Source organism: Polynucleobacter sp. JS-JIR-II-50, from assembly GCF_018687895.1.
In the GTDB taxonomy this organism is placed as follows: Bacteria; Pseudomonadota; Gammaproteobacteria; order Burkholderiales; family Burkholderiaceae; genus Polynucleobacter.
This window is the reverse complement of sequence record NZ_CP061307.1, coordinates 1,100,731-1,124,735: the sequence shown is the minus strand read 5'-3', so window position 1 is coordinate 1,124,735 and position 24,005 is coordinate 1,100,731. Positions and strand designations below refer to the sequence as shown.

18 protein-coding genes and 1 pseudogene are annotated in these 24,005 nt (G+C 46.4%); 12 read left to right on the top strand and 7 right to left on the bottom strand.

Going from position 1 to position 24,005, the window contains the following annotated elements:
• Positions 1-2: 2 nt before the first annotated feature.
• Complete coding sequence (locus tag FD963_RS05865; protein ID WP_215361047.1) at positions 3-1,313, bottom strand: amidase; 1,311 nt, start codon at positions 1,311-1,313, stop codon at positions 3-5.
• A gap of 76 nt (positions 1,314-1,389) precedes the next feature.
• On the opposite strand from FD963_RS05865, the gene FD963_RS05860 reads away from it, so the two are divergent.
• Positions 1,390-2,052 (top strand): SprT family zinc-dependent metalloprotease, encoded by a 663-nt coding sequence (locus FD963_RS05860; RefSeq protein ID WP_215361045.1) that lies wholly within the window; start codon positions 1,390-1,392, stop codon positions 2,050-2,052.
• 48 nt (positions 2,053-2,100) lie between these two features.
• Entirely contained in the window at positions 2,101-3,192 is a 1,092-nt protein-coding gene (locus FD963_RS05855) for a tartrate dehydrogenase (RefSeq protein ID WP_305848936.1), read from the top strand.
• 15 nt (positions 3,193-3,207) lie between these two features.
• Here FD963_RS05855 and dnaQ read toward each other — a convergent pair whose 3' ends face one another.
• The 5 genes from dnaQ to FD963_RS05830 all read right to left on the bottom strand — a co-directional run bounded on the left by dnaQ (position 3,208) and on the right by FD963_RS05830 (position 9,736).
• On the bottom strand, positions 3,208-3,918 hold the full coding sequence (dnaQ, locus tag FD963_RS05850) for a DNA polymerase III subunit epsilon (RefSeq protein WP_215361043.1): 711 nt from the start codon (positions 3,916-3,918) through the stop codon (positions 3,208-3,210).
• The gene (locus FD963_RS05845; protein WP_215361042.1) at positions 3,918-7,016 is read right to left on the bottom strand and encodes an efflux RND transporter permease subunit; all 3,099 of its coding nucleotides are present in this window, start codon (positions 7,014-7,016) and stop codon (positions 3,918-3,920) included. The genes dnaQ and FD963_RS05845 overlap by 1 nt, the downstream gene beginning before the upstream one ends.
• Positions 7,013-8,332, bottom strand: a complete 1,320-nt coding sequence (locus FD963_RS05840; protein ID WP_215361037.1) for an efflux RND transporter periplasmic adaptor subunit — start codon at positions 8,330-8,332, stop codon at positions 7,013-7,015. The genes FD963_RS05845 and FD963_RS05840 overlap by 4 nt, the downstream gene beginning before the upstream one ends.
• Before the next feature lie 111 nt (positions 8,333-8,443).
• Positions 8,444-8,908, bottom strand: a complete 465-nt coding sequence (gene rnhA / locus FD963_RS05835; protein ID WP_215361036.1) for a ribonuclease HI — start codon at positions 8,906-8,908, stop codon at positions 8,444-8,446.
• Positions 8,909-8,917: 9 nt separating this feature from the next.
• Positions 8,918-9,736 carry a class I SAM-dependent methyltransferase gene (locus tag FD963_RS05830; RefSeq protein WP_215361035.1) on the bottom strand — a complete coding sequence of 273 codons (819 nt, stop codon included), beginning with the start codon at positions 9,734-9,736 and terminating at the stop codon, positions 8,918-8,920.
• A 6-nt stretch (positions 9,737-9,742) separates the two neighbouring features.
• Between FD963_RS05830 and gloB the strand changes: the two genes are divergently transcribed.
• The 7 genes and pseudogenes from gloB (at position 9,743) to FD963_RS05795 (ending at position 19,605) form a co-directional block, all read left to right on the top strand.
• Entirely contained in the window at positions 9,743-10,552 is an 810-nt protein-coding gene (gene gloB / locus FD963_RS05825) for a hydroxyacylglutathione hydrolase (RefSeq protein ID WP_215361034.1), read from the top strand.
• Positions 10,552-11,988, top strand: coding sequence for a transglycosylase SLT domain-containing protein (locus FD963_RS05820; protein ID WP_215361030.1), 1,437 nt, complete (start codon positions 10,552-10,554; stop codon positions 11,986-11,988). The genes gloB and FD963_RS05820 overlap by 1 nt, the downstream gene beginning before the upstream one ends.
• A 32-nt stretch (positions 11,989-12,020) precedes the next feature.
• Positions 12,021-13,905 (top strand): annotated as a pseudogene (locus tag FD963_RS05815) (propionate--CoA ligase).
• Between the two features lie 244 nt (positions 13,906-14,149).
• Positions 14,150-15,334: a glutamine-hydrolyzing carbamoyl-phosphate synthase small subunit gene (gene carA / locus FD963_RS05810; RefSeq protein WP_215361028.1), complete on the top strand. Its 1,185-nt coding sequence runs from the start codon at positions 14,150-14,152 to the stop codon at positions 15,332-15,334.
• Positions 15,334-18,597 carry a carbamoyl-phosphate synthase large subunit gene (gene carB / locus FD963_RS05805; RefSeq protein ID WP_215361026.1) on the top strand — a complete coding sequence of 1,088 codons (3,264 nt, stop codon included), beginning with the start codon at positions 15,334-15,336 and terminating at the stop codon, positions 18,595-18,597. Before carA ends, carB begins: the two co-directional genes overlap by 1 nt.
• 58 nt (positions 18,598-18,655) lie before the next feature.
• The gene (greA, locus tag FD963_RS05800) at positions 18,656-19,132 is read left to right on the top strand and encodes a transcription elongation factor GreA (RefSeq protein WP_215361024.1); all 477 of its coding nucleotides are present in this window, start codon (positions 18,656-18,658) and stop codon (positions 19,130-19,132) included.
• Positions 19,132-19,605 (top strand): DUF4149 domain-containing protein, encoded by a 474-nt coding sequence (locus FD963_RS05795; RefSeq protein WP_215361023.1) that lies wholly within the window; start codon positions 19,132-19,134, stop codon positions 19,603-19,605. The genes greA and FD963_RS05795 overlap by 1 nt, the downstream gene beginning before the upstream one ends.
• Positions 19,606-19,634: 29 nt before the next feature.
• Here the strand turns inward: FD963_RS05795 and FD963_RS05790 are convergent, their stop codons facing one another.
• Complete coding sequence (locus FD963_RS05790; RefSeq protein ID WP_215361022.1) at positions 19,635-20,261, bottom strand: YhbY family RNA-binding protein; 627 nt, start codon at positions 20,259-20,261, stop codon at positions 19,635-19,637.
• A 126-nt stretch (positions 20,262-20,387) separates the two neighbouring features.
• On the opposite strand from FD963_RS05790, the gene FD963_RS05785 reads away from it, so the two are divergent.
• The 3 genes from FD963_RS05785 (at position 20,388) to folP (ending at position 23,986) form a co-directional block, all read left to right on the top strand.
• A complete protein-coding gene (locus tag FD963_RS05785) occupies positions 20,388-21,062 on the top strand; it encodes an RlmE family RNA methyltransferase (RefSeq protein ID WP_215361021.1) in 675 nt (224 codons plus the stop codon).
• A 157-nt stretch (positions 21,063-21,219) separates the two neighbouring features.
• Entirely contained in the window at positions 21,220-23,097 is a 1,878-nt protein-coding gene (gene ftsH / locus FD963_RS05780; RefSeq protein WP_215361019.1) for an ATP-dependent zinc metalloprotease FtsH, read from the top strand.
• A gap of 49 nt (positions 23,098-23,146) precedes the next feature.
• Entirely contained in the window at positions 23,147-23,986 is an 840-nt protein-coding gene (gene folP / locus FD963_RS05775) for a dihydropteroate synthase (protein ID WP_215361016.1), read from the top strand.
• The last annotated feature ends 19 nt before the right edge of the window (positions 23,987-24,005 follow it).

Below are 24,005 nucleotides of genomic sequence, written 5' to 3'. Positions count from 1 at the left end.
GGCTAAGCCTGATCTCGTAAACTGGGATCGGGCAATGCCAATGTAAATGCCCGGGCAGCACTCAATAAGAAATGATCTTTACCTGGGCCTGCAATGAGTTGCACGCCTACTGGCAACCCATTGGGGCCCATGCTTACGTTGATATTGATGCAGGGCAAACCTAGAAGAGTCCAGGCTCTAGAAAAAAGTGGATCTCCCGTGCCATCTTTAATGTTGGGTGCCTCTCCATTTGCACTTGGGGCGATCAAGATATCAAGTTCATTATTAAATAAGTCTTCCATAGCCGCCCTTGACTTATCGGCAAGGCTCAAATCTTTTGCATATTGCTCATAACTAATTTCAGCACCTTCACTGAGTTGCATCAAAAGTTGTGGACTAAGTTTTTTTGCGTAATGTACCCGTTCAAAAGTAAGGCTGCGTGACATTTCAGAAATCATGATGCGCGTTTGGGCTTGGGTGAGACCATCACACGTCTTAGGTAGCTTTTGATCAATTACCGCGCCTTTAGCAATCATCTCTGCAGCATGGCGAGCAACGGCAAGCGCTGTAGCAGTTTCCTTTTGTGCAAACGGCCAGCTAGAAGTCTTACAAATGGCGATGCGGGGTTTGTTATTTAAGACTTCAATTTTTGCGAGTCGATGATCGCCGCTCATAGCCGCTACGCCGAGCCCCACATCTTCTACTGTTCTGCCGAAACAACCCATGGTATCTAAGGTTACCGAAAGACTTTTAATCCCCGCAATACTCACTTTGCCGTGACTGGGTTTAAAACCCACTACACCACAAAAAGATGCAGGGCGAATGATTGAGCCTGCAGTTTGACTTCCGGTTGCAAGTGGGACCATAAAATCAGCTACTGCAGCTGCAGAGCCACTAGAGGAGCCACCCGGGGTGTGCTTTGGATTATGCGGATTCGTGGTTAATCCACTCTTGAATGTTGCAAATTCTGTTGTGACAGTTTTGCCTAAAATAATGGCACCAGACTGTCGCATTAGGGCAACCGCTACAGCATCGGCAACCGGATAGTGATTGGCGTAAATAGGTGAACCATATGAGGTCGGCAAATCATAAGTGTCATAAAGATCTTTAGCCCCAATTGGAAGGCCATGTAATAGGCCCTGAAATGCCCCCTTATCAAGCTGTTTGGCGCGAGATAGGGCGTTTTCCTTCCCTAGGCTTGCCCAGGCCTTAACAACGCTCTCTTTTTGCCCTATGCGGTCTAGACAGGAGAGGAGTAAATCAGTTGCTTTTATTTCCCTCTTTGAGAGGGCTTTGATGGCTTGGGTGGCGCTGAGGCTTTCTAGATCTTTCATGGTCTCATTCTACTTATGGTGGCGTATGATCGCAATTGATGGTTTTTGTCCTAGATTTCGATAGAAGAGAAGTTAAATGAAGCAACATACAGTACGTGAGGCGTGGCTAGAAGACGCCGTAAGGCATCTAGAACCAGTCTTTTCAAAAGCAGGTTATGCCATCCCTCCCGTCAGGGTTTCATGCGGCTTTCCCGCCTCTAGTAGCCCTAGAACAACTCTAGGCCAATGCTGGCCCCGCGAACGCTCAGGCGGTGGCGTAAATGAGATATTTATATCCCCTAAGTTGGATGAACCTGTTCAGCTCTTAGACACCCTGGTTCACGAGCTCTGCCATGCAGTGGATGATTGTTTTAGCGGCCATGGTGAAGATTTCAAGGGTATTGCTCAAACGGTAGGCTTGGAAGGCCCAGCAAGACTGGCTCATGCCACCGAGGAGCTCACTGTGAAACTGATGATGATTAGTCAGGAACTAGGCCCATATCCCCATCAAGCGATTGTTTTCCCGCCTCCAAGGCCTAGCAATGCCAGTCGAAGTAAGGCTAAATGCGGTCAATGTGGCTACGAGGTGACTCTGCTCAAGAAGTGGGCGAGTTATGGAGCGCCAATCTGCCCCAAGGACAATATTCGGATGTTAGAGGCTGCACCAGAGACAATCGAAAATACAACTGATTACGATAGTGAATCGGTTGAAAAAGGCAGTAAGAAGGCGCCGGATGAAATTCGTCGCGCCATTAGCTAGTTATTTGTAAAATTCATCTTCAACAAAATAAAACGAGACACATTATTTATGAACGCAAAGAAAATATTTAAGAATCCCAAGATTGCCGTTATTCCTGGAGATGGTATTGGTAAAGAAGTGATGCCAGAGGGCGTACGCGCTCTAGAAGCGGCTAATCGTAAATTTAATCTCGGTATGCAGTTTGATCATTTTGATTTTGCTAGCTGTGATTATTACCTCAAGCATGGCAAGATGATGCCGGATGATTGGTTCGACACTCTCATGAAGTACGATGCGATCTTCTTCGGTGCAGTTGGCATGCCTGACATCCTGCCTGACCATGTTTCATTATGGGGAAGCTTAATTCAATTCCGCCGCGGCTTTGATCAGTATGTCAATTTGCGTCCAGTACGTTTATTACCAGGAGTGCCATGCCCGTTAGCCAATCGCAAGCCTGGTGACATCGATTTCTTTGTTGTGCGTGAGAATACCGAGGGTGAATACTCCAGCGTTGGTGGCAAGATGTTCCCGGATACCGATCGTGAGATCGTGATTCAAGAATCTGTTTTCACTAGACAGGGCGTTGACCGAATTTTGCAATTTGCATTTGACTTAGCTCAAAGCCGTCCTAAGAAGCATTTAACTTCGGCAACCAAATCAAATGGTATTGCTATCACCATGCCTTATTGGGATGAGCGTGTTGAAGCAATGTCTAAGAAATTTGCCGACGTAAGGGCCGATAAGTATCACATTGATATTTTGGCGGCTCACTTCGTCATGAATCCAGATCGGTTTGACGTTGTCGTAGCGAGCAATTTATTTGGAGATATTCTCTCTGACTTGGGTCCCGCATGTACCGGCACAATTGCTGTTGCGCCATCCGGCAGCATCAATCCTGAGGGTAAATTCCCTTCCTTGTTTGAGCCTGTTCACGGATCAGCGCCTGATATCTTCGGCAAAATGATCGCCAACCCGATTGGTCAGATCTGGAGTGGGGCGATGATGTTAGATCACCTTGGTTATCCCGAGGCTGGCAAAGCAATATTTAGTGCGATTGAGAAGGTATTAGCATCGGGTCCAGGACATGCACCTTTGACACCTGATTTAGGTGGCACTGCTAAGACGGATGATTTAGGTAAGGCGATTGCCGCAGCAATCTAACTACTAAACCACTAATTAGGCAGCAGCATTTAAAGGGCTCCAAACGGGGTCCTTTTTACATGTCTTGGCAATTTCTGCCAAGATTTTTTCATGACTTTGTAGATCATCATCGGAGGCTGAAAGCACCATCAGATTCGTTGGCAATGCCTTGGTATGGCCAGTAGAGTCTGCTCCCACTGTGTAGTCAATCAGATCAATAGAAAGGTCTTCTTGACCCCTAGTCATCGATACGTAAACTTCAGCTAGTAACTGGGCATCTAACAGCGCGCCGTGCAAAGTACGGTGTTTATTGCTAATTGAAAAGCGTTCACACAGCGCATCTAATGAATTGCGCTTTCCGGGGAACATTTGACGTGCGTCGAGCAGGGTGTCGGTAATTTTGGCGGCTAAATTTCTGAATGGGGGGCGCTTTAGAAGGGCAAACTCGTTATCCAAGAATCCCAGATCGAAGGCTGCGTTATGAATCACAATTTCAGCGCCATCTACAAACTCAATTAACTGCTCAACAATGTTTGCAAAGATTGGTTTATCAGATAAAAACTCTCTAGAAAGTCCGTGGACTGCAAAGGCACCGGCATCAATATCGCGTTCAGGATTAATGTAGTAGTGGAAAGTTCTATCGGTAAGACGACGACCCACCATCTCAACGCAACCAATTTCAATAATGCGGTCGCCGGTAGCTGGATTAAGGCCAGTAGTTTCGGTATCGAGAATAACTTGACGCATTAGGCACCCTCTAGAACAGCAGGTGGAATATCCATCGGACCGTTACCGGCATATTTATCCAGATAGAGATAAATCACGGGTGTAATGATCAATGTTACGAACTGAGAAAAAATCAGACCGCCAGCAACGCTAATGCCCAGCGGCTGGCGTAATTCAGCTCCAGCACCTAAGCCAAAGGCAATCGGAATAGCGCCCATCAGCGCTGCAAACGTAGTCATCATGATGGGTCGGAATCGCAAGATGCAAGCCTCACGAATGGCCTTCTCTGGAGTCATTCCCTGATTACGTTGAGCATCTAGGGCAAAGTCGATCATCAGAATTGCATTCTTCTTAACGATACCAATCAAAAGCAAAATACCAATAGAAGCAACAATAGTCAGTTCAAAACCAAATATACGCAAGGCTAATATTGCGCCAATCGCTGCAGATGGTAAGCCAGCCAAAATCGTGAGCGGGTGGATATAGCTCTCATAGAGAACGCCAAGCAGAATGTATATAACTCCTAGCGCTGAAAGAATCAAGATCAGCTGGCCAGATTGATTGCTTTTAAATACAGCCGCATCACCACCGTAGCTGGTAATGATTGAGGATGGTAGATCTATGGCTTTAGTGAAAGATTCAATTTGCTTAGTCGCATCACCCAGAAAGATATCTGGAGCCAAGTTAAACGACAGGGTAACTGCGGGAATTTGGCCTTGATGGTTTACTGCTGTTGGGCCAACAGTGCGCGTAAAGCTAGCAAGGCTTGATAGCGGGATGAGCTTATCTGTTGCCCGTCCTCGCACGAAGATTTTATTGAGATCAGACTCATATTGACGATCTTCAACTGCGCCCTCAAGAATGACGTAATAGGTATTTACCGGGGTGTAAATGGTTGAAACCTGCTTTTCTCCATAGGTGGAGTAAAGGGCTGATCGGATATCAGCAATGCTAACGCCAGCGCTTGCAGCTTTTTCACGATCAATATCAATTTTGACGTTCAAACCCTTCATTTGAGAGTCGCTTGTTACATCTCTAAACATCGGATCAGCGCGCATTTTTTGCATTAATTTATCTGACCACTCATTTACGCCTTCAAAGCCTACGCTTTGAAGTGTAAATTGATAGCGACTCTTGCTGCTCTTGCCACCAAGCTGTAAGTTCTGCACGGGGCGCATATAGACTTGAAGACCTGGTATCTCTTTAAACTTGGTGCGCAAGCCTTCCATGATCTTCGCCATTTTGGCGCGATCGCTTTTGGGCTTAAGAATAATAAATATCCTGCCGGTGTTGTAACCTGAGCTGGCGCCACCGCCAATCACGGAGATAGAGCTGGCCACATTGGGATCAGAGTTAACCAATTCAGCAGCTTGGTCCTGCAAGGCAAGCATGGCTCTGAAGGAGATGTCTTCGGAAGCTTCTGTAGTGGCCAGAATTTGGCCGATATCTTCTTCCGGGAAGAAGCCTTTAGGGCTACTGATGAAGAGCGCAATCGTAATTACAAATGTGGAAAGAGCTCCCCATAAAACCACTTTACGATTTTTCAGGGCTAGATCTAGGTAGTGAATATAGGTTTTGAGCATCCAATCAAAGACACGGTCAAACCTTTTATTAATTGCATACTCTTTAGCATGCTGCCCCGGTTTTGGAAGGAAGCGACTACAGAGCATTGGCACCACGGTTAGGGATACAACCGCAGAGACCAAAATAGATAGAGAAACCACCACAGCAAATTCTCTAAAGAGAAGGCCGATTGGCCCAGCCATAAAGAAGAGTGGAATAAATACAGCTACCAAGGAGATAGAGATGGAGATGATGGTGAAGCCAACTTCTTTACTTCCTTTGAGTGAGGCCTTGAGCGGATCCATACCTTGCTCAACATAACGCATGATATTTTCCAGAACCACAATGGCATCGTCCACCACCAGACCAACGGCCAGGGTGATACCAAGGAGCGAAATATTATCTAGGCTATAGCCCATGAAATACAGCAGGAAAAATGCGCCAATCAGCGAGATTGGAAGGCTAATGGATGGAATTACAGTGGCTGATATATGTTTTAAGAAGAGGAAGATCACTAGGATTACCAGCAAGACTGTCAACGCGAGCGTGAAATTAACGTCATGAATCGCTTCAATAATGGAAAGGGAGCGATCATTTAAGAGTTGTAGTTTGATTGACTCAGGCATTTGCTTTTGCAGCTGAGGCAATAAATCTTTTACCGACCGCACCACTTCAACTGTATTGGCGCTTGGTTGTCTTAGAACTGCTACTGCAATCGATCGTTCGCCATTAGAGCTAGCAAGCGTTTTGACATCCTCATAGCTTTCAACAACATCAGCCACATCTTTTAAATAAATTGGCAAACCATTCTTTTGGCTCACAATCAAATTAGCAAACTCTTCAGGTCTTACTAGCTGAGGGTTAGCGTAGATGGTGATTGCTTGACGTGGTCCATCCAATACTCCCACTGGGCTATTAGAGTTTGCTTTATTTATGGCTAAGGCAATGTCGTCAACAGTCAGGTTTCGATTGGCTAGCGCATCTGGATGAACGCGAACGCGAACGGCGTAGCGTTTTGCCCCATAAACCAATACCTGAGCCACGCCGCTAATTGTGGATAAATTTGGTGAAACAAGATTTTCTGCGTACTGATTGATATCTGAAAGGCTGATTGAAGGTGAGCTCATACGCACAACCAATACCGGTGTATCTGCCGGGTTAATTTTGCGATAGGAGGGCGGCACTGTCATTTCAATTGGTAGCCGCTTTTGCGCTCGTAGCAACGCAGCCTGCACATCCACGGCTGCTTTATCAATGTCCCTGTCGTTATTAAATTCGAGGGTAATGCTGGTGCTGCCTAAAGAGTTGGTCGAGCTGATGACGTTAATGCCGTCAATCGTCGAAAATTCTTTTTCGAGAGGGAGTGCAACTGCAGACGCCATATTTTCTGGAGAGGCTCCTGGCAAGGAGGCGCTCACAGAAATAACGGGAGTATTAAAACTTGGTAGTGCGGCTACCGGAATTTTGACGTAAGCAACTGCGCCAGCTATAACGGTAGCTACAGAGAGCAATACCGTCATTACTGGACGCCGAATACATAATTCGGAAAGTGTCATTTCTTATCTTGGACTGAAGGAGTTGCTGGAGGGGTCGAGCTTGCTGGGGCTGCAGGTGATGGATTCTTCGCTTCCCGAACTTTGCCACCAGGGCGCAAGTTTTGCTTACCCTCCACCACCACTCGATCACCAGCATCAATACCGGTTACAACGGTTGAGCCTAGATATTCATAAACCACTTTGATCGGTTTGGCCACAGCTTTGCCATCCTTATCAACGACATAAACCATTTTCCCGCGGGCATTAATAACTACAGCCTGCGAAGGAATTGCCAAAGCATCCTTTAAAGTGTTTGCAACTAATGATACGCGAGCAAACTGACCGGGCAATAAGGTTTTGTCATCATTGGGAATCTGGGCTTTAACGCGGACTGCTGCGATCGATGGATCTACTTGGTTATCAATCACCAAGACTTTTCCTTCGTATGTCTTTTTACCACTATCGCCAACTACAACTTTGACGGTCATTGCTTCTCCATCAAGCTGATTCTCAAGCATGATGGGGATATCCTTTTCAGGAACAACAAACTGAACATTAATTGGGTTCAATTGGGTAATGGTGACCATAGAGCCTACGCTTGAAGTGGCGGTAGAGCTGGTCGCAGTTGAAACAATGTTGCTGGCTTGAACTAGTGAACCCGGAAACACATTCACAATTCCAGCGCGACCGTCAATAGGTGACTTGATGTAATCAAAGGATAGCTGCACTTCTGCGGAACGGGCGGCTGCTTGTGCAGACTTGGCGTTGGCTAAGGTAGTCTCTAAGGCTGCTTTTGAGATAAAGTTCTTCGCAACAAGCTCCTTGGCTCTGAGGTATTGCTTTTGGGCATCATCGGCAAGGGCTTTAAGCTTTTCATAGTTAGCCTTGTCGTTGCGGTCATCTAAAGTAAACAGCAAATCGCCGGCCTTGACTTCTTGACCATCTTTAACTTCAATCTTAGCTACGGTATTGGTAACCATTGGACGAATATCAACAATACTGTTCGATACGATCGTGCCAGTGGCCTCGATGATGAGAGGAACATCTTTCTTCTCTACTACAACAGAGGTAATGGTTACCGGACCACCTGATTTTTCAGAGGCGGGGAAGAAATAATCGTAAGTCTTAGTGCACGCATAGAGAATAATCAGCACCAATAAGATGCGCCATTTGAATTTCACTACAAATGATTTAACGGTTAGGTAGTCCAGCTGCTTAAGTTGATTTAATCGAGGAGAGTGTTGTTGCCAAAGTGCGCATAAGCGGGCTTTGCCGCTGCTTTTGTATTGCACGAGTTTGACAACAGCCTTGTCGAGTGAGGATTCTATTTTTGACACAGTCTCGTTTTTCTTGATTTTATGTTTGTTTAATGCTGCTTCTAAGCCATTTAGAGCAAGGTCATTCTCTCATAAGATGGCTGAAAAGGAGGCTCTTGAGATGCATTTGCCCTATGGCAAAAACTCCTCAACACCCTTATTGGCTAGCTGGTCGGCCAACTCATTTCCAGGGTGTCCATTGTGTCCCCTAACCCAGTGCCAGGAGATCTGATGCCCGGGGAGCAGGGTATCAAGCTCTTGCCAGAGATCCGCATTCTTCACTGGATCCTTGCTGGCGGTTTTCCAACCTCGCTTTTTCCAGCCCTCAAGCCATTCCGTAACCCCTTTCTGGACATATTGAGAGTCCGTCCATAGCTCAACGGTACTGCGTTGTTTGAGTGCTTTTAGGGCAAAAATAACGGCACATATTTCCATGCGGTTGTTGGTTGTGAGCTTTTCACCGCCATGAATATGCTTTTCATGGCCGCCTGATCGCAAAACAGCCCCCCAGCCTCCAGGCCCAGGATTGCCTTTACAGGCGCCATCCGTGTAAATCACGATGTGAGGGTGCTGAGGATGGGATTTCGAATGCGGCATGGCAATAATTTACTTGGAATTCTCGTTTTTGAGGCTTTTTTGCAGATTGCTTCTCTCGGCGGCAGGACTTAGCTGCTTAATGGCTGGTATGCGGACAAGTGATGCCGGGCCAATGAGGCGTATTCCTTGTTGGCGTTTAATAGCTGAAACTAAAAAAACAGCCCCAAATATGGGCCACCATCGGTTCCCCATTTTTTCAAGAAAATTCATCTTGCCCATAACCGCTTCGCCTTGCAAGGGAAGTTTATAGCAACCAAAGTGACCGCGGTCTAGCGAAAAGTTAAGCAACTCCAGCCAATCTTTTATGCGGATGAGGCTAATAAATTGACCATCTCTAGGCAGGTAGGGAGTACCTACCAATCTGCTCAGATATTGTCTGGCACCCCAGAGGCTTGCTGGGTTGAAGCCGGAAATAATTAAACGACCTTCGGGTCGAAGCACTCGATCGACCTCCCGCAATATTTGATGGGGGTCTGTAGCAAATTCTAAAACATGCGGCAGCACAATCAGATCTAGGCTGTCACTGGCAAAGGGGAGGTCTGTGGAGTCACCTTGAATTAAATGCCAGTTGTAATTACTTGCTTGAGAGCGGCTATCGTTAGAGTGAATGAGGATGGCATGCAGAGGCATACGATTTTCACCTAGCGCGTTAATCTGGGGTAGACCTATTTGCAGCGCATGAAAGCCAAAGACATCGGTAACAATTTGGTCAAAACACCGTTGCTCCCAGGCTAGGACATAGCGTCCTGGAGGGGATTGGAGCCATTTTTCCCATGAGCTCCAGGGAGGTGCAAGTGTCTGAGAGGGTATGGGTGGGGTTGGTATCATCGGTCTATGGATAAGAATACTTTATTGCAGGTTTGGCCCATTCCGGCTTTTGATGATAACTATATCTGGTGTATTCACGATGGCAGCTCTGCTTTAGTGGTCGATCCTGGTGATTCAGCACCAGTTTTGGAGTACCTGAGCTCTAATCATTTGACCCTCAAGGGCATTCTCATAACCCATCATCATGCTGATCACACAGGCGGCATTCTTAATTTATTACAAAGCTTGGGTGCGGATCTACCTGTTTATGGCCCAGTTGGTGACAATATTCCAGGCCGTACCAATGTCGTAATGCAGGACGATAAATTTGAAATTGCCTCCCCACGCATTAGCTTGAAAGTTCTCGAAGTTCCTGGGCATACCTTAAGTCACATTGCTTATTTTGCAAACATGCAAGCAAATGTTGTTGAACCAATGCTTTTTTGTGGTGATACCTTATTTGCCTCTGGCTGCGGAAGATTATTCGAGGGGACACCAACTCAAATGACGGAGTCGCTGGCTAAGTTTGCCGCACTGCCAAAAAATACTTTGGTTTATTGCACCCATGAGTACACCTTATCGAATATTCGTTTTGCTTTAGCGGTAGAGCCTAACAACCTCAATCTACTTTCATGGGCAGAGCAGGCTAAATCTCTGCGAGAGCAAGGTTTGCCAACACTGCCAACGACTATTGGGCAAGAACTCCAGGTAAATCCTTTCATGCGTTGCGATCAAGCCGAAGTCATTGCAATGGCTAAAGAGGTTTCAGGCCAGACATCATTGCCAACGCCTGCACATGCATTGGCAGTCATTCGCGGCTGGAAAGATCGCTTCTAATGCGAATGATGTATGCAGTAGTGGTGATTACTGCTTTGTTGAGTGGTTGCGCTAGCACTGGCGATTGGTCTTCCGATACGCCAACTAAAGCGAATTCAAAGGCTTCCAGGGTCGCAAGGGTTAACCTCAAAAATCAATCCGTTAGCAAGGTTTATGCGCCTTCTGACAACCTGTGGATACGCATTCGTGATGGCTTTCAAATGGAGCCCATGAATTCCCCCCTAGAGATTGAACAGGTTCGCTGGCTGGCGGCAAGACCGGACTATGTGAATCGCTCGATGACGCGTTCTTCACGGTATTTGTTTTACATTGTTCAGGAAGTGAATGCGCGCAATATGCCTACCGAAATTGCACTTCTTCCATTTGTTGAAAGTGCTTTTGTAACCAATGCAAAGTCAAATGCAAAGGCTGTGGGTCTATGGCAATTTATGCCAGCTACTGGCAAAGACTTTCGACTCACGCAAAACGTATTTAGGGATGAGCGTCGAGATGTTGTCCAGTCTACGGATGCGGCTTTAGATTACTTGCAACGTTTGAATAATCAATTTGGGAGTTGGGAATTAGCGCTTGCAGCTTATAACTGGGGTGCCGGCAACATTACGAAAGCGCAAAAGCGTAATGCCGCTGCAGGCTTGCCTATAGATTATGAGAGCTTGACCTTACCGCGCGAAACTAGAAATTACGTTCCTAAATTAATGGCGTATCGTCAAATTGTGTTGGATCCACAGGCATATGGCATTGTGCTTCCTGAGTTAGAAAATCACCCCTATTTTGTTGCAGTTGATGTGGGTAGCGATATCGACGTTGCCCTGGTTATTAAATTAGCCGAAATACCAGCGGATGAATTCCATAGCCTGAATCCGTCTTTTAATAAGCCGGTTATTTTGAGTAATGCTAACCAGCAAATTCTTTTGCCGTTTGCGCATGCTGAGATCTTTCAAGATAACCTCAAGCTATACCCTAAACCTCTTTCGTCGTGGACTGCGGTTCAAGTATCTAAAACAGAAAGTGTTGATCAGGCTGCTAAAACATTGGGTGTGGATGTAGATACTCTGCGCGAGGTCAACGGTATTCCAAGGGGAATGCGTATACGTGCGGGCTCTACCGTGCTGATTCCCAAAACCAGTCGTAGACCGGGCGATGTTTCAACTGCTATGGCTGAAAATGCTAGCCTCAGCTTAGAAAAGCCAGCTCCACCTGCGCCTAAATGCCCCAAACCAGCAAAGGGTGCAAAAGGGACTAAATCAAGTAAATGTGTAGCACCCAGCAACACCAAAACAGGAGATAAGGGCACCTCTAAGGGTAATTCTTCTGGAAAAAATGCTGCATCTCAGCATAAATCCGCATCGACAGGGCTTGCAAAATCTGCGAAAAATGGTAGTTCACCTGCCTCAGCCAGCAGCAACGCTAGTAAAGGGGTGAGCAAGAGCCAGTAATTTGAGTAACTTTTTAAGAGATCAGGTTGACCATGTCCTACAAAGCACACCACGAACGTTCAATTAAAGACCCAGATGGATTTTGGGGTGAGCAAGCGCAGTTAATACATTGGGAAAAACCTTTTAACAAAGTCCTCAATTACGACAACCCTCCATTTGCTAAATGGTTTGAGGGTGGCTCAACGAATCTTTGCTACAACGCAGTTGACCGTCACTTAAAAGATCGTCCAGATCAAATTGCCTTGGTTGCGGTTTCTACAGAAACCAATCAAGAGAAGGCATATACCTTTAAAGAGTTATACGAAGAAGTGAATCGTATGGCAGCAATCTACAAAGCGGCAGGCGTTAAAAAGGGTGATCGTGTACTCATTTACATGCCAATGATTGCTGAAGCTTGTTTTTGCTATGTTGGCGTGCACCCGCATTGGCGCTATTCACTCTGTTGTATTTGGTGGCTTTGCATCCCACAGCTTGGCATCTCGTATTGATGATGCAAAACCAAAGCTTATCGTCACTGCAGAAGCAGGTGCCCGTGGTGGCAAAGCAGTTCCTTACAAGCCATTGCTTGATGAAGCAATTACTCTGGCTGAATACAAGCCTGAGAAGGTTTTGATTGTGAATCGTGGTTTGACTGAATTCACCACCGTCGCTGGACGTGATTTGGATTACGCAAGCGAACGCCAAAAGCATTTAAATGATGTAGTGCCTATTGAATGGGTTGATGCAACTCATCCGTCTTATATTTTGTACACCTCCGGTACAACTGGTAAACCAAAAGGGGTGCAGCGAGACACGGGTGGCTATGCAGTTGCTCTCGCCGCTTCAATGAAACATATTTTTACCGGCAATGCTGGTGAGACCATGTTCTGCACATCCGATATTGGTTGGGTTGTCGGACACAGCTACATCATTTATGCACCATTACTATCTGGTATGGCTACGATCATGTACGAGGGCACCCCCTTGCGTCCTGATGCGGGCATTTGGTGGGAGCTGGTAGATAAGTACAAAGTATCCGTGATGTTCTCTGCACCAACAGCAGTTCGTGTTCTGAAGAAACAAGACCCCGCTTTCTTAACAAAGTACGATCTATCTAAATTGCGCGCTCTGTTCTTGGCTGGCGAGCCATTAGATGAGCCAACTGCCAGCTGGATTCATGGTGCAATAAATAAGCCAATTGTGGATAACTATTGGCAGACAGAAACAGGTTGGCCAATGTTGGCTATTCAGCGTGGTATAGAAGTCATGCCGCATAAATTTGGTTCGCCAGGTGTGCCATCATTTGGTTACAACATGAAGTTGCTCGACGATGCTACCTCTGAAGAGTTGGGCCCAGATCAGAAGGGTGTAATTGCTATTGAAGGGCCATTGCCCCCAGGTTGTATGCAAACCGTTTGGGGTGATGACAAACGTTTTATTAGTACTTATTGGGAGACGATCCCGGGCAAATTGATTTACTCCACCTTTGACTGGGGCATCAAAGACAAGGATGGCTACTTCTTCATCTTGGGTCGTACGGATGACGTGATTAACGTAGCTGGACATCGCCTTGGTACTCGCGAGATTGAGGAAAGTATCTCTAGTCATCCGAATGTTTCAGAGGTTGCCGTGGTTGGCATTGAAGATAAGTTAAAGGGGCAGGCTGCGATTGCCTTTGTGATTCCAAAAGATGCCTCCAATACTGCCACCCTGGAAGCGGAGTGCATGAAGACTGTAGATACCACGTTAGGGGCGATTGCACGTCCCGGACGGGTTTATATAGTTACTGCGTTACCAAAGACGCGTTCAGGCAAGATTGTTCGTCGAGCACTTCAGGCTGTAGCGGAAGGGCGTGATCCCGGTGATATCAGCACGATGGATGACCAATCTGTTTTAGCTCAAATTAAGACCATCATTGAGCAAAGCGCCAAGGCTTAAAACACCGATTTTGGGATAAATTGCTCCTCCAGCCATTAGGCTAGAGGAGCTTTTTACCTTCCAGCCCCCATTCGACCGTATATCCAAGGGTTTACGAGCAAAAATGTTATGATTACAGGGTTCGAAACTTAATATATACCCTAGCGCTTAAAGACACTCACCACCCGCAAAAACATCCCCGGGCTAGTCTTTTTTGGGGTTTTGAGCGTCGGATGGAGCAGGGACTGGAGATGGTTTGTCACCCTTGCTTCCTTCTTTTCCCCCAGCCGTGTTGGCCTTAGCCGACGGCACATTATTTCCCGGTTTTAGCATTGGCGCCCCTGGCGAAACTACTGGCGAAGTCGTTTTCAATACTGCGTTGACTGGATATCAAGAGATCATTACTGATCCCAGCTACTCACGCCAAATTGTTACCTTAACCTATCCACACATCGGTAATGTCGGTATAAATGCTCAAGATGCGGAATCAGATCAGATTCATGCGGCAGGCTTGGTAGTGAAGGATCTCCCAAAACGGGTATCCAACTTCCGTTCAGAAGGCTCTTTGGATGACTACCTTACCAAAGCAGGTGTTTTAGGGATTTCTGGCATCGATACACGCAAGCTCACCAGAATTCTGCGTGACAAGGGTGCGCAATCGGGCGCCATTGTTGCTGGCAAATTAGGTGATAGCCATGAATCTTTAGGCGCTAAGGCTCTAGAACTTGCTAAGGCTTTTCCTGGCATGTCAGGCTTAGATCTTGCGAAGGTAGTAACTACTAAGAAAGCCTATGAGTGGCGCGAGGCTGAATGGGATCTTCATGGTCCAAATGGCAAGCCTGCCTACAGAACATTGGATACCAGTAAGCCAGTTAAAAAGGTAGTTGCTTACGACTTTGGCGTGAAGCGCAATATCTTGCGCATGCTGACTGAGCGTGGCTGTCAATTAACAGTTGTTCCAGCACAAACTAGTGCAGCAGAAGTTCTGGCTATGAATCCTGATGGCGTGTTCTTCTCAAATGGCCCTGGCGATCCTGGTCCATGTGACTACGCCATTGCTGCTGCAAAAGAAATCATTGAAAAGGGCGTACCTACTTTTGGCATCTGTTTGGGTCATCAAATTATGGGTCTTGCAGCAGGCGCAAAGACACTTAAGATGAAATTTGGCCATCATGGCGCCAATCATCCTGTGAAAGATTTAGATACAGGACGTGTTGCCATCACCTCACAGAATCATGGTTTTGCGGTTGATGCTAATACGTTGCCAAGCAATATTCGTGTAACCCATGTTTCTTTATTTGATGGATCCTTGCAAGGTTTGGCATGGAATGACAGGCCAGCACTCTGTTTCCAGGGGCATCCTGAGGCTTCACCAGGTCCTCATGACATTGCCTATTTATTTGATCGTTTTGTGGAGCTAATGAATGCTGCCAAGAAGGAGGGCAAATAATGCCTAAGCGTAGCGACATTAAGAGCATCCTGATTATTGGTGCGGGTCCAATTGTGATTGGACAGGCCTGTGAGTTTGACTATTCTGGAGCGCAAGCTTGTAAAGCATTGCGTGACGAAGGCTACAAAGTTATTTTGGTAAACAGTAATCCTGCAACCATCATGACTGACCCAGAGATGGCCGATGTAACGTACATTGAGCCGATTACTTGGGAAGTGGTTGAGCGCATTATTGCTACTGAAAAGCCTGATGCGATATTGCCAACCATGGGTGGCCAGACCGCACTGAACTGCGCATTAGATCTGCACCGTCATGGTGTTTTAGAGAAGTACGGTTGCGAATTGATTGGGGCCTCACCAGAGGCAATTGATAAAGCAGAAGATCGCCAAAAGTTTAAAGAGGCTATGACCAAAATTGGCCTAGGCTCTGCGAAGTCAGGCATTGCGCACTCAATGGATGAGGCGCATGAGGTTCAGCAGCAAATTCAGAAGCAAACTGGCAGCTCAGGTTTCCCAGTGGTCATTCGTCCATCATTCACCATGGGCGGATCGGGTGGTGGTATTGCCTATAACCGTGAAGAATTTGAAGAAATTTGTAAACGTGGTCTCGATTTATCACCAACACGTGAGCTCTTAATCGAAGAGTCTCTCTTGGGCTGGAAAGAATTCGAGATGGAAGTCGTGCGCGATCGCAATGACAACTGCATCATCGTTTGTTCAATTGAAAACTTGGATCCAATGGGTGTGCATACCGGTGACTCAATTACCGTAGCGCCTGCGCAAACGTTGACGGATAAAGAATATCAAATCATGCGTAATGCATCGATTGCTGTTCTGAGAGAGATTGGCGTTGATACCGGTGGGTCTAATGTTCAGTTCTCAATTAATCCAGTTGATGGACGCATGATCGTCATTGAGATGAATCCGCGGGTATCCCGCTCATCAGCTTTGGCTTCAAAGGCCACAGGCTTCCCAATTGCAAAAATTGCGGCTAAATTGGCCGTGGGCTATACCCTTGATGAACTCAAGAATGACATTACCGGTGGTGCCACACCGGCATCATTTGAGCCTTCAATCGATTACGTGGTTACCAAGATTCCACGCTTCGCATTTGAGAAGTTCCCACAGGCTGATTCTCGTTTAACAACGCAGATGAAGTCGGTTGGTGAAGTCATGGCTATTGGCCGCACTTTTCAAGAGTCCTTCCAGAAAGCACTTCGTGGCCTTGAGGTTGGTGTTGACGGCTTAGATGAAGTATCCACAGACCTTGATGACATCATCAATGAAATAAATGAACCAGGACCTGATCGTATTTGGTATTTGGCTGATGCATTCCGAATGGGGATGGGGCTTGATGAGATTTACTCTGAAACAAAAGTAGACCCTTGGTTCTTAGAGCAAATTGAAGAACTTATCACCATAGAGACTGAGCTTAAGCAGCGCAAGATCGATAGCCTAACTGCACCCGAGTTGCGTTTTGTAAAGCAAAAAGGTTTCTCAGATCGCCGCTTGGCAAAATTATTAAAAGTTGATGCTGCATCTGTTCGTGCTGCACGCCATCGTTTAAAAGTTGTCCCTGTCTATAAGCGTGTAGATACCTGCGCGGCTGAATTTTCGACTAATACTGCTTATTTATATTCAACATATGAAGCAGAGCATGGTGAGTGCGAATCACAACCAACCAATAAAGAGAAAATCATGGTTTTGGGCGGTGGTCCTAACCGAATTGGTCAAGGGATTGAGTTTGACTATTGCTGTGTGCATGCTGCCTTAGCAATGCGTGATGATGGTTACGAAACTATCATGGTCAACTGCAATCCTGAAACCGTTTCTACTGACTATGACACATCAGATCGTCTTTACTTTGAGCCGCTGACTCTTGAAGATGTATTAGAAATTGTTGCCAAAGAGAAGCCAAAGGGCGTCATTGTTCAATACGGCGGTCAAACTCCTCTGAAATTGGCTTTAGATCTGGAACGTAATGGCGTGCCCATTATCGGCACTTCACCAGACATGATTGATGCAGCAGAAGACCGCGAACGCTTCCAAAAGCTATTGCAGGATCTCGGCTTACGTCAGCCACCCAATCGTACAGCTCGTACTGAAGAGGAGGCTCTCAAGCTCGCCGAAGAAATTGGTTATCCATTAGTGGTTCGCCCTTCCTATGTCTTGGGTGGTCGCGCTATGGAAATCGTTCATGATGGGCGAGACCTAGAGCGCTACATGCGTGAGGCCGTTAAGGTATCTCATGATTCTCCTGTGCTACTCGATCGCTTCCTGAATGACGCGATTGAGTGTGACGTGGATTGCATTAGCGATGGCAAAGCTGTATTTATCGGTGGCGTCATGGAGCATATCGAGCAAGCCGGTGTTCACTCTGGCGACTCAGCCTGCTCATTACCTCCATATTCGTTATCCGATGCAACGGTGGAAGAGATTAAACGCCAAACTGCAGCGATGGCTAAAGGACTGAATGTTGTTGGTTTAATGAACGTCCAGTTTGCGATTCAGAATGTAGATGGCAAAGACGTTATCTATGTTTTGGAAGTAAATCCACGCGCTTCACGTACCGTACCGTTTGTATCAAAGGCCACCGGTCTGCAGTTGGCGAAGATTGCTGCACGTTGTATGGTTGGTCAGACTCTAGAGCAGCAGGGTATTAAGACTGAAGTGAAACCGCCATACTTCTCAGTCAAGGAGGCTGTATTTCCGTTTAATAAATTCCCAGGTATTGATCCAATTCTCGGACCAGAAATGCGCTCCACTGGTGAAGTGATGGGTGTTGGCAAGACTTTTGGTGAGGCTTTGTTCAAATCTCAACTCGGTGCTGGAATCAAATTGCCAAAAAGTGGAACAGTTCTGTTGACCGTCAAGGATAGTGATAAGCCAAAGGCGGTTGAGGTTGCTAAGTTATTGCATCAGCTGGGCTTCCCGATGGTTGCCACTAAAGGTACTGCCGCGGCAATTGAAGCGGCTGGCTTGCCGGTAAAAGTGGTTAATAAAGTTAAAGATGGGCGTCCACATATCGTTGATTTCATTAAAAATGGCGAGATTTCACTAGTCTTTACTACTGTTGATGAGACTCGGACAGCGATAGCTGACTCTAGATCGATTCGTACAAGCGCACAAGCTAACGGCGTGACGTATTACACGACCATTAGCGCGGCGCGTGCGGTAATGGATGGTTTACTGGCTTCTGAAAATGGCCGACTCGACTCACTCGAGGTTTATTCCTTGCAAAACTTACATCGGGAGCTCATTTAATCTAAAATTAACCTTTACACGCGTGATTTAGCGCAAGAATTTAAGTTAGGTTAGCTTCATGAGCACAATTCCGATCACCAAGCGCGGTGCAGAGCTTCTTAAAGAAGAGCTGCACCGTCTTAAACACGTAGAACGTCCTTCAGTTATTAATGCTATCTCCGAAGCTCGCGCTCAAGGCGACCTTTCTGAGAATGCCGAATACGATGCTGCCAAAGAAAAGCAAGGCTTCATTGAAGGCCGCATTCAAGAGTTAGAGGGCAAGTTATCGGCAGCTCAAATTATTGACCCCGCTACTTTGGATGTTGCTGGTCGCATAGTATTTGGAGCTACTGTTGATCTTGAGGATTTAGAAGATGGCACTAAGCTCACGTATCAAATTGTTGGGGATGATGAGGCTGATATCGCCGTTCAGAAAATCTCCATCAGCTCACCGATTGCCCGTGCTTTAATTGGCAAAGAAGAGGGTGACGTTGTTGCTGTACAAGCCCCAGGCGGAAATCGCGAAGTTGAAATCTTGGCCGTGCGATACCTCTAATGCAGCAGATCCGCTCCCAGAGAATATTTAGCCTGATTTCAGGTCTCTGGGTTGGTAGTTTCATCACCATTGGATTTTTAGTTGTGCCTGTGCTGTTCTCTAGTTTAGGAGACAGGCAGGTTGCCGGCTTGGTTGCAGCAAATCTCTTCAAAACCACTGCTTATATCGGCGTTGCCTTAAGCGCATTTCTAATGGTGATGGCAAATCACCTAGTAAGACAGGGTGACGAGCATTACCGTATCATTCGTTGGATTTTATTAGGAATGCTCGCATGCGCAGTTGGAGCTGCATTTATCATCATTCCTTGGATGGATTCGTTGAGAGATCAAGCGCTCTATTTAGGCTTGTCGGTTCGCGAGTCTACTAATGCTGCAATATTTGCTCGCCTACATGGTGTTTCTAGCGCAATCTTCATGATTCAGTCGGTACTCGGTCTAGCCTTGGTTTGGCGGGCAACAAAAAACGCCGACTAGCGGCGTTTTTTGTATCTCACTTGCTTGAATTAAGAGCCAAGTGATTTTTTCTTTGTGCTGCTCATTCTGACTTTACGTTTCTTAATTGGTGCTGGTGCAGCAACTGCTTTTCTGTAGCCGGGAGAAGACCAGCCAATTTTTGATTCCGCCGCTTCAGAGCGTAAAACCCGCTTCTTAGGTGTTGCAGATTTCACTGCGGCAGCACGTGCAAATGGTGCTGCATTTGAGGCAGAACGTCGATCCGATCTTTCGGAGGTGCTTGTACGAACACCAGCTTTTACTGGAGCACGATTTGGTTGACGTTTTGTGCGGGGAGCTTGCAATGATTTTTTGGTTTGCTTGCTTGATCTACCTAGATTGCTAAAAGCTTCATCCACCATATCTTTTGGTTTCCACAACACGAGCAATTTGCCGATATGTTGAACTGGAGCAGCATCAAGTTTGTCGCAAAGCTCTTCATAGATGGCAATACGAGCTTCGCGCTCATCACCAAAAACGCGGACCTTGATTAGGCCATGATGATTGATGGCTAATTTGGCCTCTTTGATTACAGCAGGGGTTAGTCCGTCGCCACCAATCATGACAACAGGACTTAAGTCGTGAGCGTCAGCTTTGAGGGATTTACGTTGTGCTGGGGTGATAGTTAGTGCAGTCATAGGGTCGATGATAGAGCATTGAGGGTCAAAATTGCCCTTTTAGCTTGAATTTGCCAGCATTTTGATCGATTCCTTTTGCTTTAGAGCTCAGAAACCAGGAAAATAGAGGGCGAAAGTGGGTAAGTTGTGGCAAAGAATAAATTTAATAAAAGTTGGTTACAGGATCATCTAACGGATCCCTATGTAAAGATGGCTCAAAAAGAGGGCTATCGTGCAAGAGCGGTCTACAAGCTCAGTGAAATTGACGAGCAAGATCATCTCATCAAGGCTGGTATGACTATTGTGGACTTAGGGAGCGCTCCTGGAAGTTGGTCTCAGTACGTTCGCAATCGCCTTACTGAACTTGGTAAAAGCAATCCTAAAATTGAGTCTGGCAAACCGGATGGGCAAATTATCGCCATCGATATTTTGCCAATGGAAGACATAGCAGATGTGAGCTTTATTCAAGGTGACTTTAGAGAGGATGAGGGGCTTGCCGCTTTAGAGGCGTTGCTACCGATGAGTGCTGAAGGCAAAGTTGATTTGGTTTTATCGGACATGGCGCCAAACCTTTCTGGGGTTGGTGTGGCTGATGCTGCCAGAATGGCTTTTTTGGCAGAAATAGCCCTGGACTTCGCAACCGCCCACTTGAGGCCTGAAGGCGCTCTTTTAATAAAGTGTTTTAACGGAAGTGGTTACAGCCAAATCGTAGAATCTTTTAAAAAGGTCTTTAAAACAGTGGCCTCCCGCAAACCCAAAGCATCAAGGGCAAAGTCCTCTGAGATCTTCCTGTTAGGAAGAAACCTGAAATCTTCAAAATAATCATTTACTGAGACACTAAATTTGCCTAATAACCCTGAAATATAGGGGGTTTATTAAATAAATATGCCATTAGCCCTTGAAAAAGGGTGGTAGTAGAATCAAATACTTAGGAAGCAAATCGCTTTAACTCCTGGATCAATCCAGAAAAGGACTCATTTTGAACAGCAATATGTTCCAAAAAATCGGTGTGTGGCTCATAGTGGGCTTGGTGCTTTTTACTGTTTTTAAGCAGTTTGATAAGCCTAAGGACCAAACTCAGGTCACGTATTCCCAATTCATGGATGATGCTAAAGCCGGCAAAGTAAAGCGTGTGGATGTACAAGGTCGCACATTGCAAGTAACGCCTGCTGATGGTAATAAATACTCCATCATCTCTCCGGGTTATATCTGGATGGTTGGCGACCTCATGAAGTATGGGGTTCAGGTTACCGGTAAGGCGGATGACGAACCGAATATGTTGGTTTCTGCTTTGTATTATCTTGGCCCTACCTTATTAATTATTGGCTTTTGGTTTTTCATGATGCGCCAAATGCAAGGTGGCGGTAAGGGTGGTGCATTCTCATTTGGTAAATCTAAAGCGCGTTTGATTGATGAAAATAGCAACACGGTGACATTCGCTGATGTGGCTGGTTGTGATGAAGCAAAAGAAGAGGTCTTTGAGATTGTCGATTTCTTAAAGGACCCACAAAAATTCCAAAAGCTTGGTGGCCGCATTCCACATGGTGTATTACTTGTAGGGCCTCCGGGTACTGGTAAGACCCTTTTGGCCCGCGCTATTGCAGGCGAGGCCAAGGTTCCCTTCTTCTCAATTTCAGGTTCAGACTTCGTTGAGATGTTTGTTGGTGTTGGAGCATCGCGTGTTCGCGACATGTTTGAAAACGCCAAGAAAAACTCCCCCTGCATCATCTTTATTGATGAGATTGATGCTGTTGGTCGTCATCGTGGCGCTGGTATGGGCGGCGGTAATGACGAACGCGAACAAACGCTAAACCAAATGCTGGTTGAGATGGATGGTTTTGAAAGTAATAGCGGCGTGATCGTAGTTGCTGCCACAAACCGATCTGATGTTCTTGATAAAGCTTTATTGCGTCCAGGGCGTTTCGACAGACAAGTTCACGTAGGTTTACCAGACATTCGTGGTCGTGAGCAAATTTTGCAAGTGCATATGCGCAAGGTCCCCATTGATCCTGACGTAAACGCTGCTGTTTTGGCTCGCGGCACTCCAGGCTTCTCAGGGGCAGATTTGGCGAACTTAGTAAATGAGTCTGCACTATTTGCAGCGCGTCGTAATAAGCGTGCAGTTGATATGAAGGACTTTGAAGACGCAAAAGACAAGATCTATATGGGTCCTGAGCGCAAGTCGGCCGTAATGCGCGAAGAAGAGCGTCGAAACACCGCATATCACGAGTCTGGTCATGCTGTAGTTGCTAAGGTTTTACCTAAGGCTGATCCTGTTCATAAAGTTACCATCATGCCCCGAGGCATGGCTTTGGGCGTTACTTGGCAGTTGCCTGAGTTTGATCGCGTGAACTTGTATAAAGATCGCATGATGGAAGAGTTGGCTATTTTGTTTGGTGGCCGTGCTGCTGAAGAGGTGTTCTTGCATTCTATGAGTACTGGTGCATCGAATGATTTTGAGCGAGCTACGAAGATGGCTCGCGATATGGTCACTCGTTATGGCATGAGCGATAGCTTGGGTACGATGGTTTATGTTGATACTGAATCCGAAAGTATTTTTGGTCGTAACAGCACCAAAACAGTTTCTGAGCTCACTCAGCAAAAAGTGGATGCCGAGATTCGCACCTTAATTGACAGTCAATATGCCTTAGCACGATCCATCTTGGAGGAAAATCGAGACAAGGTGGAGGCAATGGTTGCTGCTTTGCTCGAATGGGAAACCATTGATGCAGAACAAATCACTGACATCATGGAAGGTCGCCCGCCACGAGCACCTAAAGCACCACCAGCAACTCAGTTTGGTAATTCCGCTGGTACCCCCGGCCCTGCGACTGGCAGCGCTCCAGCTACCGCTTAAGAGCTGTATTTAGCTGTAGTATTTGATGCGTTTTCAAAGTCTTCGAGAGATGCCCACAACTTGGCGTTGTGGGCGTTTTCTTTTTGACTTCACCAAACGCAAGCGCCCGATAGTGATGGGCATCCTAAACGCAACCCCAGATTCTTTTTCTGATGGCGGAAAATTCAGAAGCGCTAATGATGCAATTGCGCAGGCGGAATTGATGATTAAAGGTGGGGTTGACCTCATTGATATTGGCGGTGAATCAACCCGTCCTGGTGCTGAGCCTGTTGAGCTGCAAGAAGAACTAGATAGAGTACTTCCGGTAATTGAAGCCCTTAAAGATTGTGGCGTGCCTTTATCAATAGATACTTATAAAGCAGAGACGATGCGTCAAGCTTTATATGCTGGTGTAGATTGCGTGAATGATATCTGGGCCCTCAGACAAGCGGGGGCTTTAGAGGCAGTGATGGAAAGTCGCGACTGCGGCATTGTATTAATGCACATGCAATGCGACCCCTTAACAATGCAATTTAACCCTGAATATCAGGACGTCATTGCAGAGGTAAGGCAGTTTTTACAGAGTAGGGCGGAGCTTTTACTATCCAATGGCATTGGTGGGGACCGCATTGCTATTGATCCGGGATTTGGCTTCGGTAAGAGCTTAGAGCATAACCTCAATATGCTGGCAAACTTTGCCGACTTCTCGACTTTGGGTCTTCCTGTATTGGCAGGAATTTCACGTAAATCCATGATCGGTAAAATAACTGGTAAGGACACAAATGAGCGTGTAGCCCCAAGTATTGCCGCAGCAATCATGGCCACTGATCGTGGCGCCCAAATTGTCCGAGTTCATGATGTTGCCGAGACTGTCGACGCCCTAAAGCTTTGGGAGGCTATAAATACTTAGTGACGCATCTAAGTTTTAT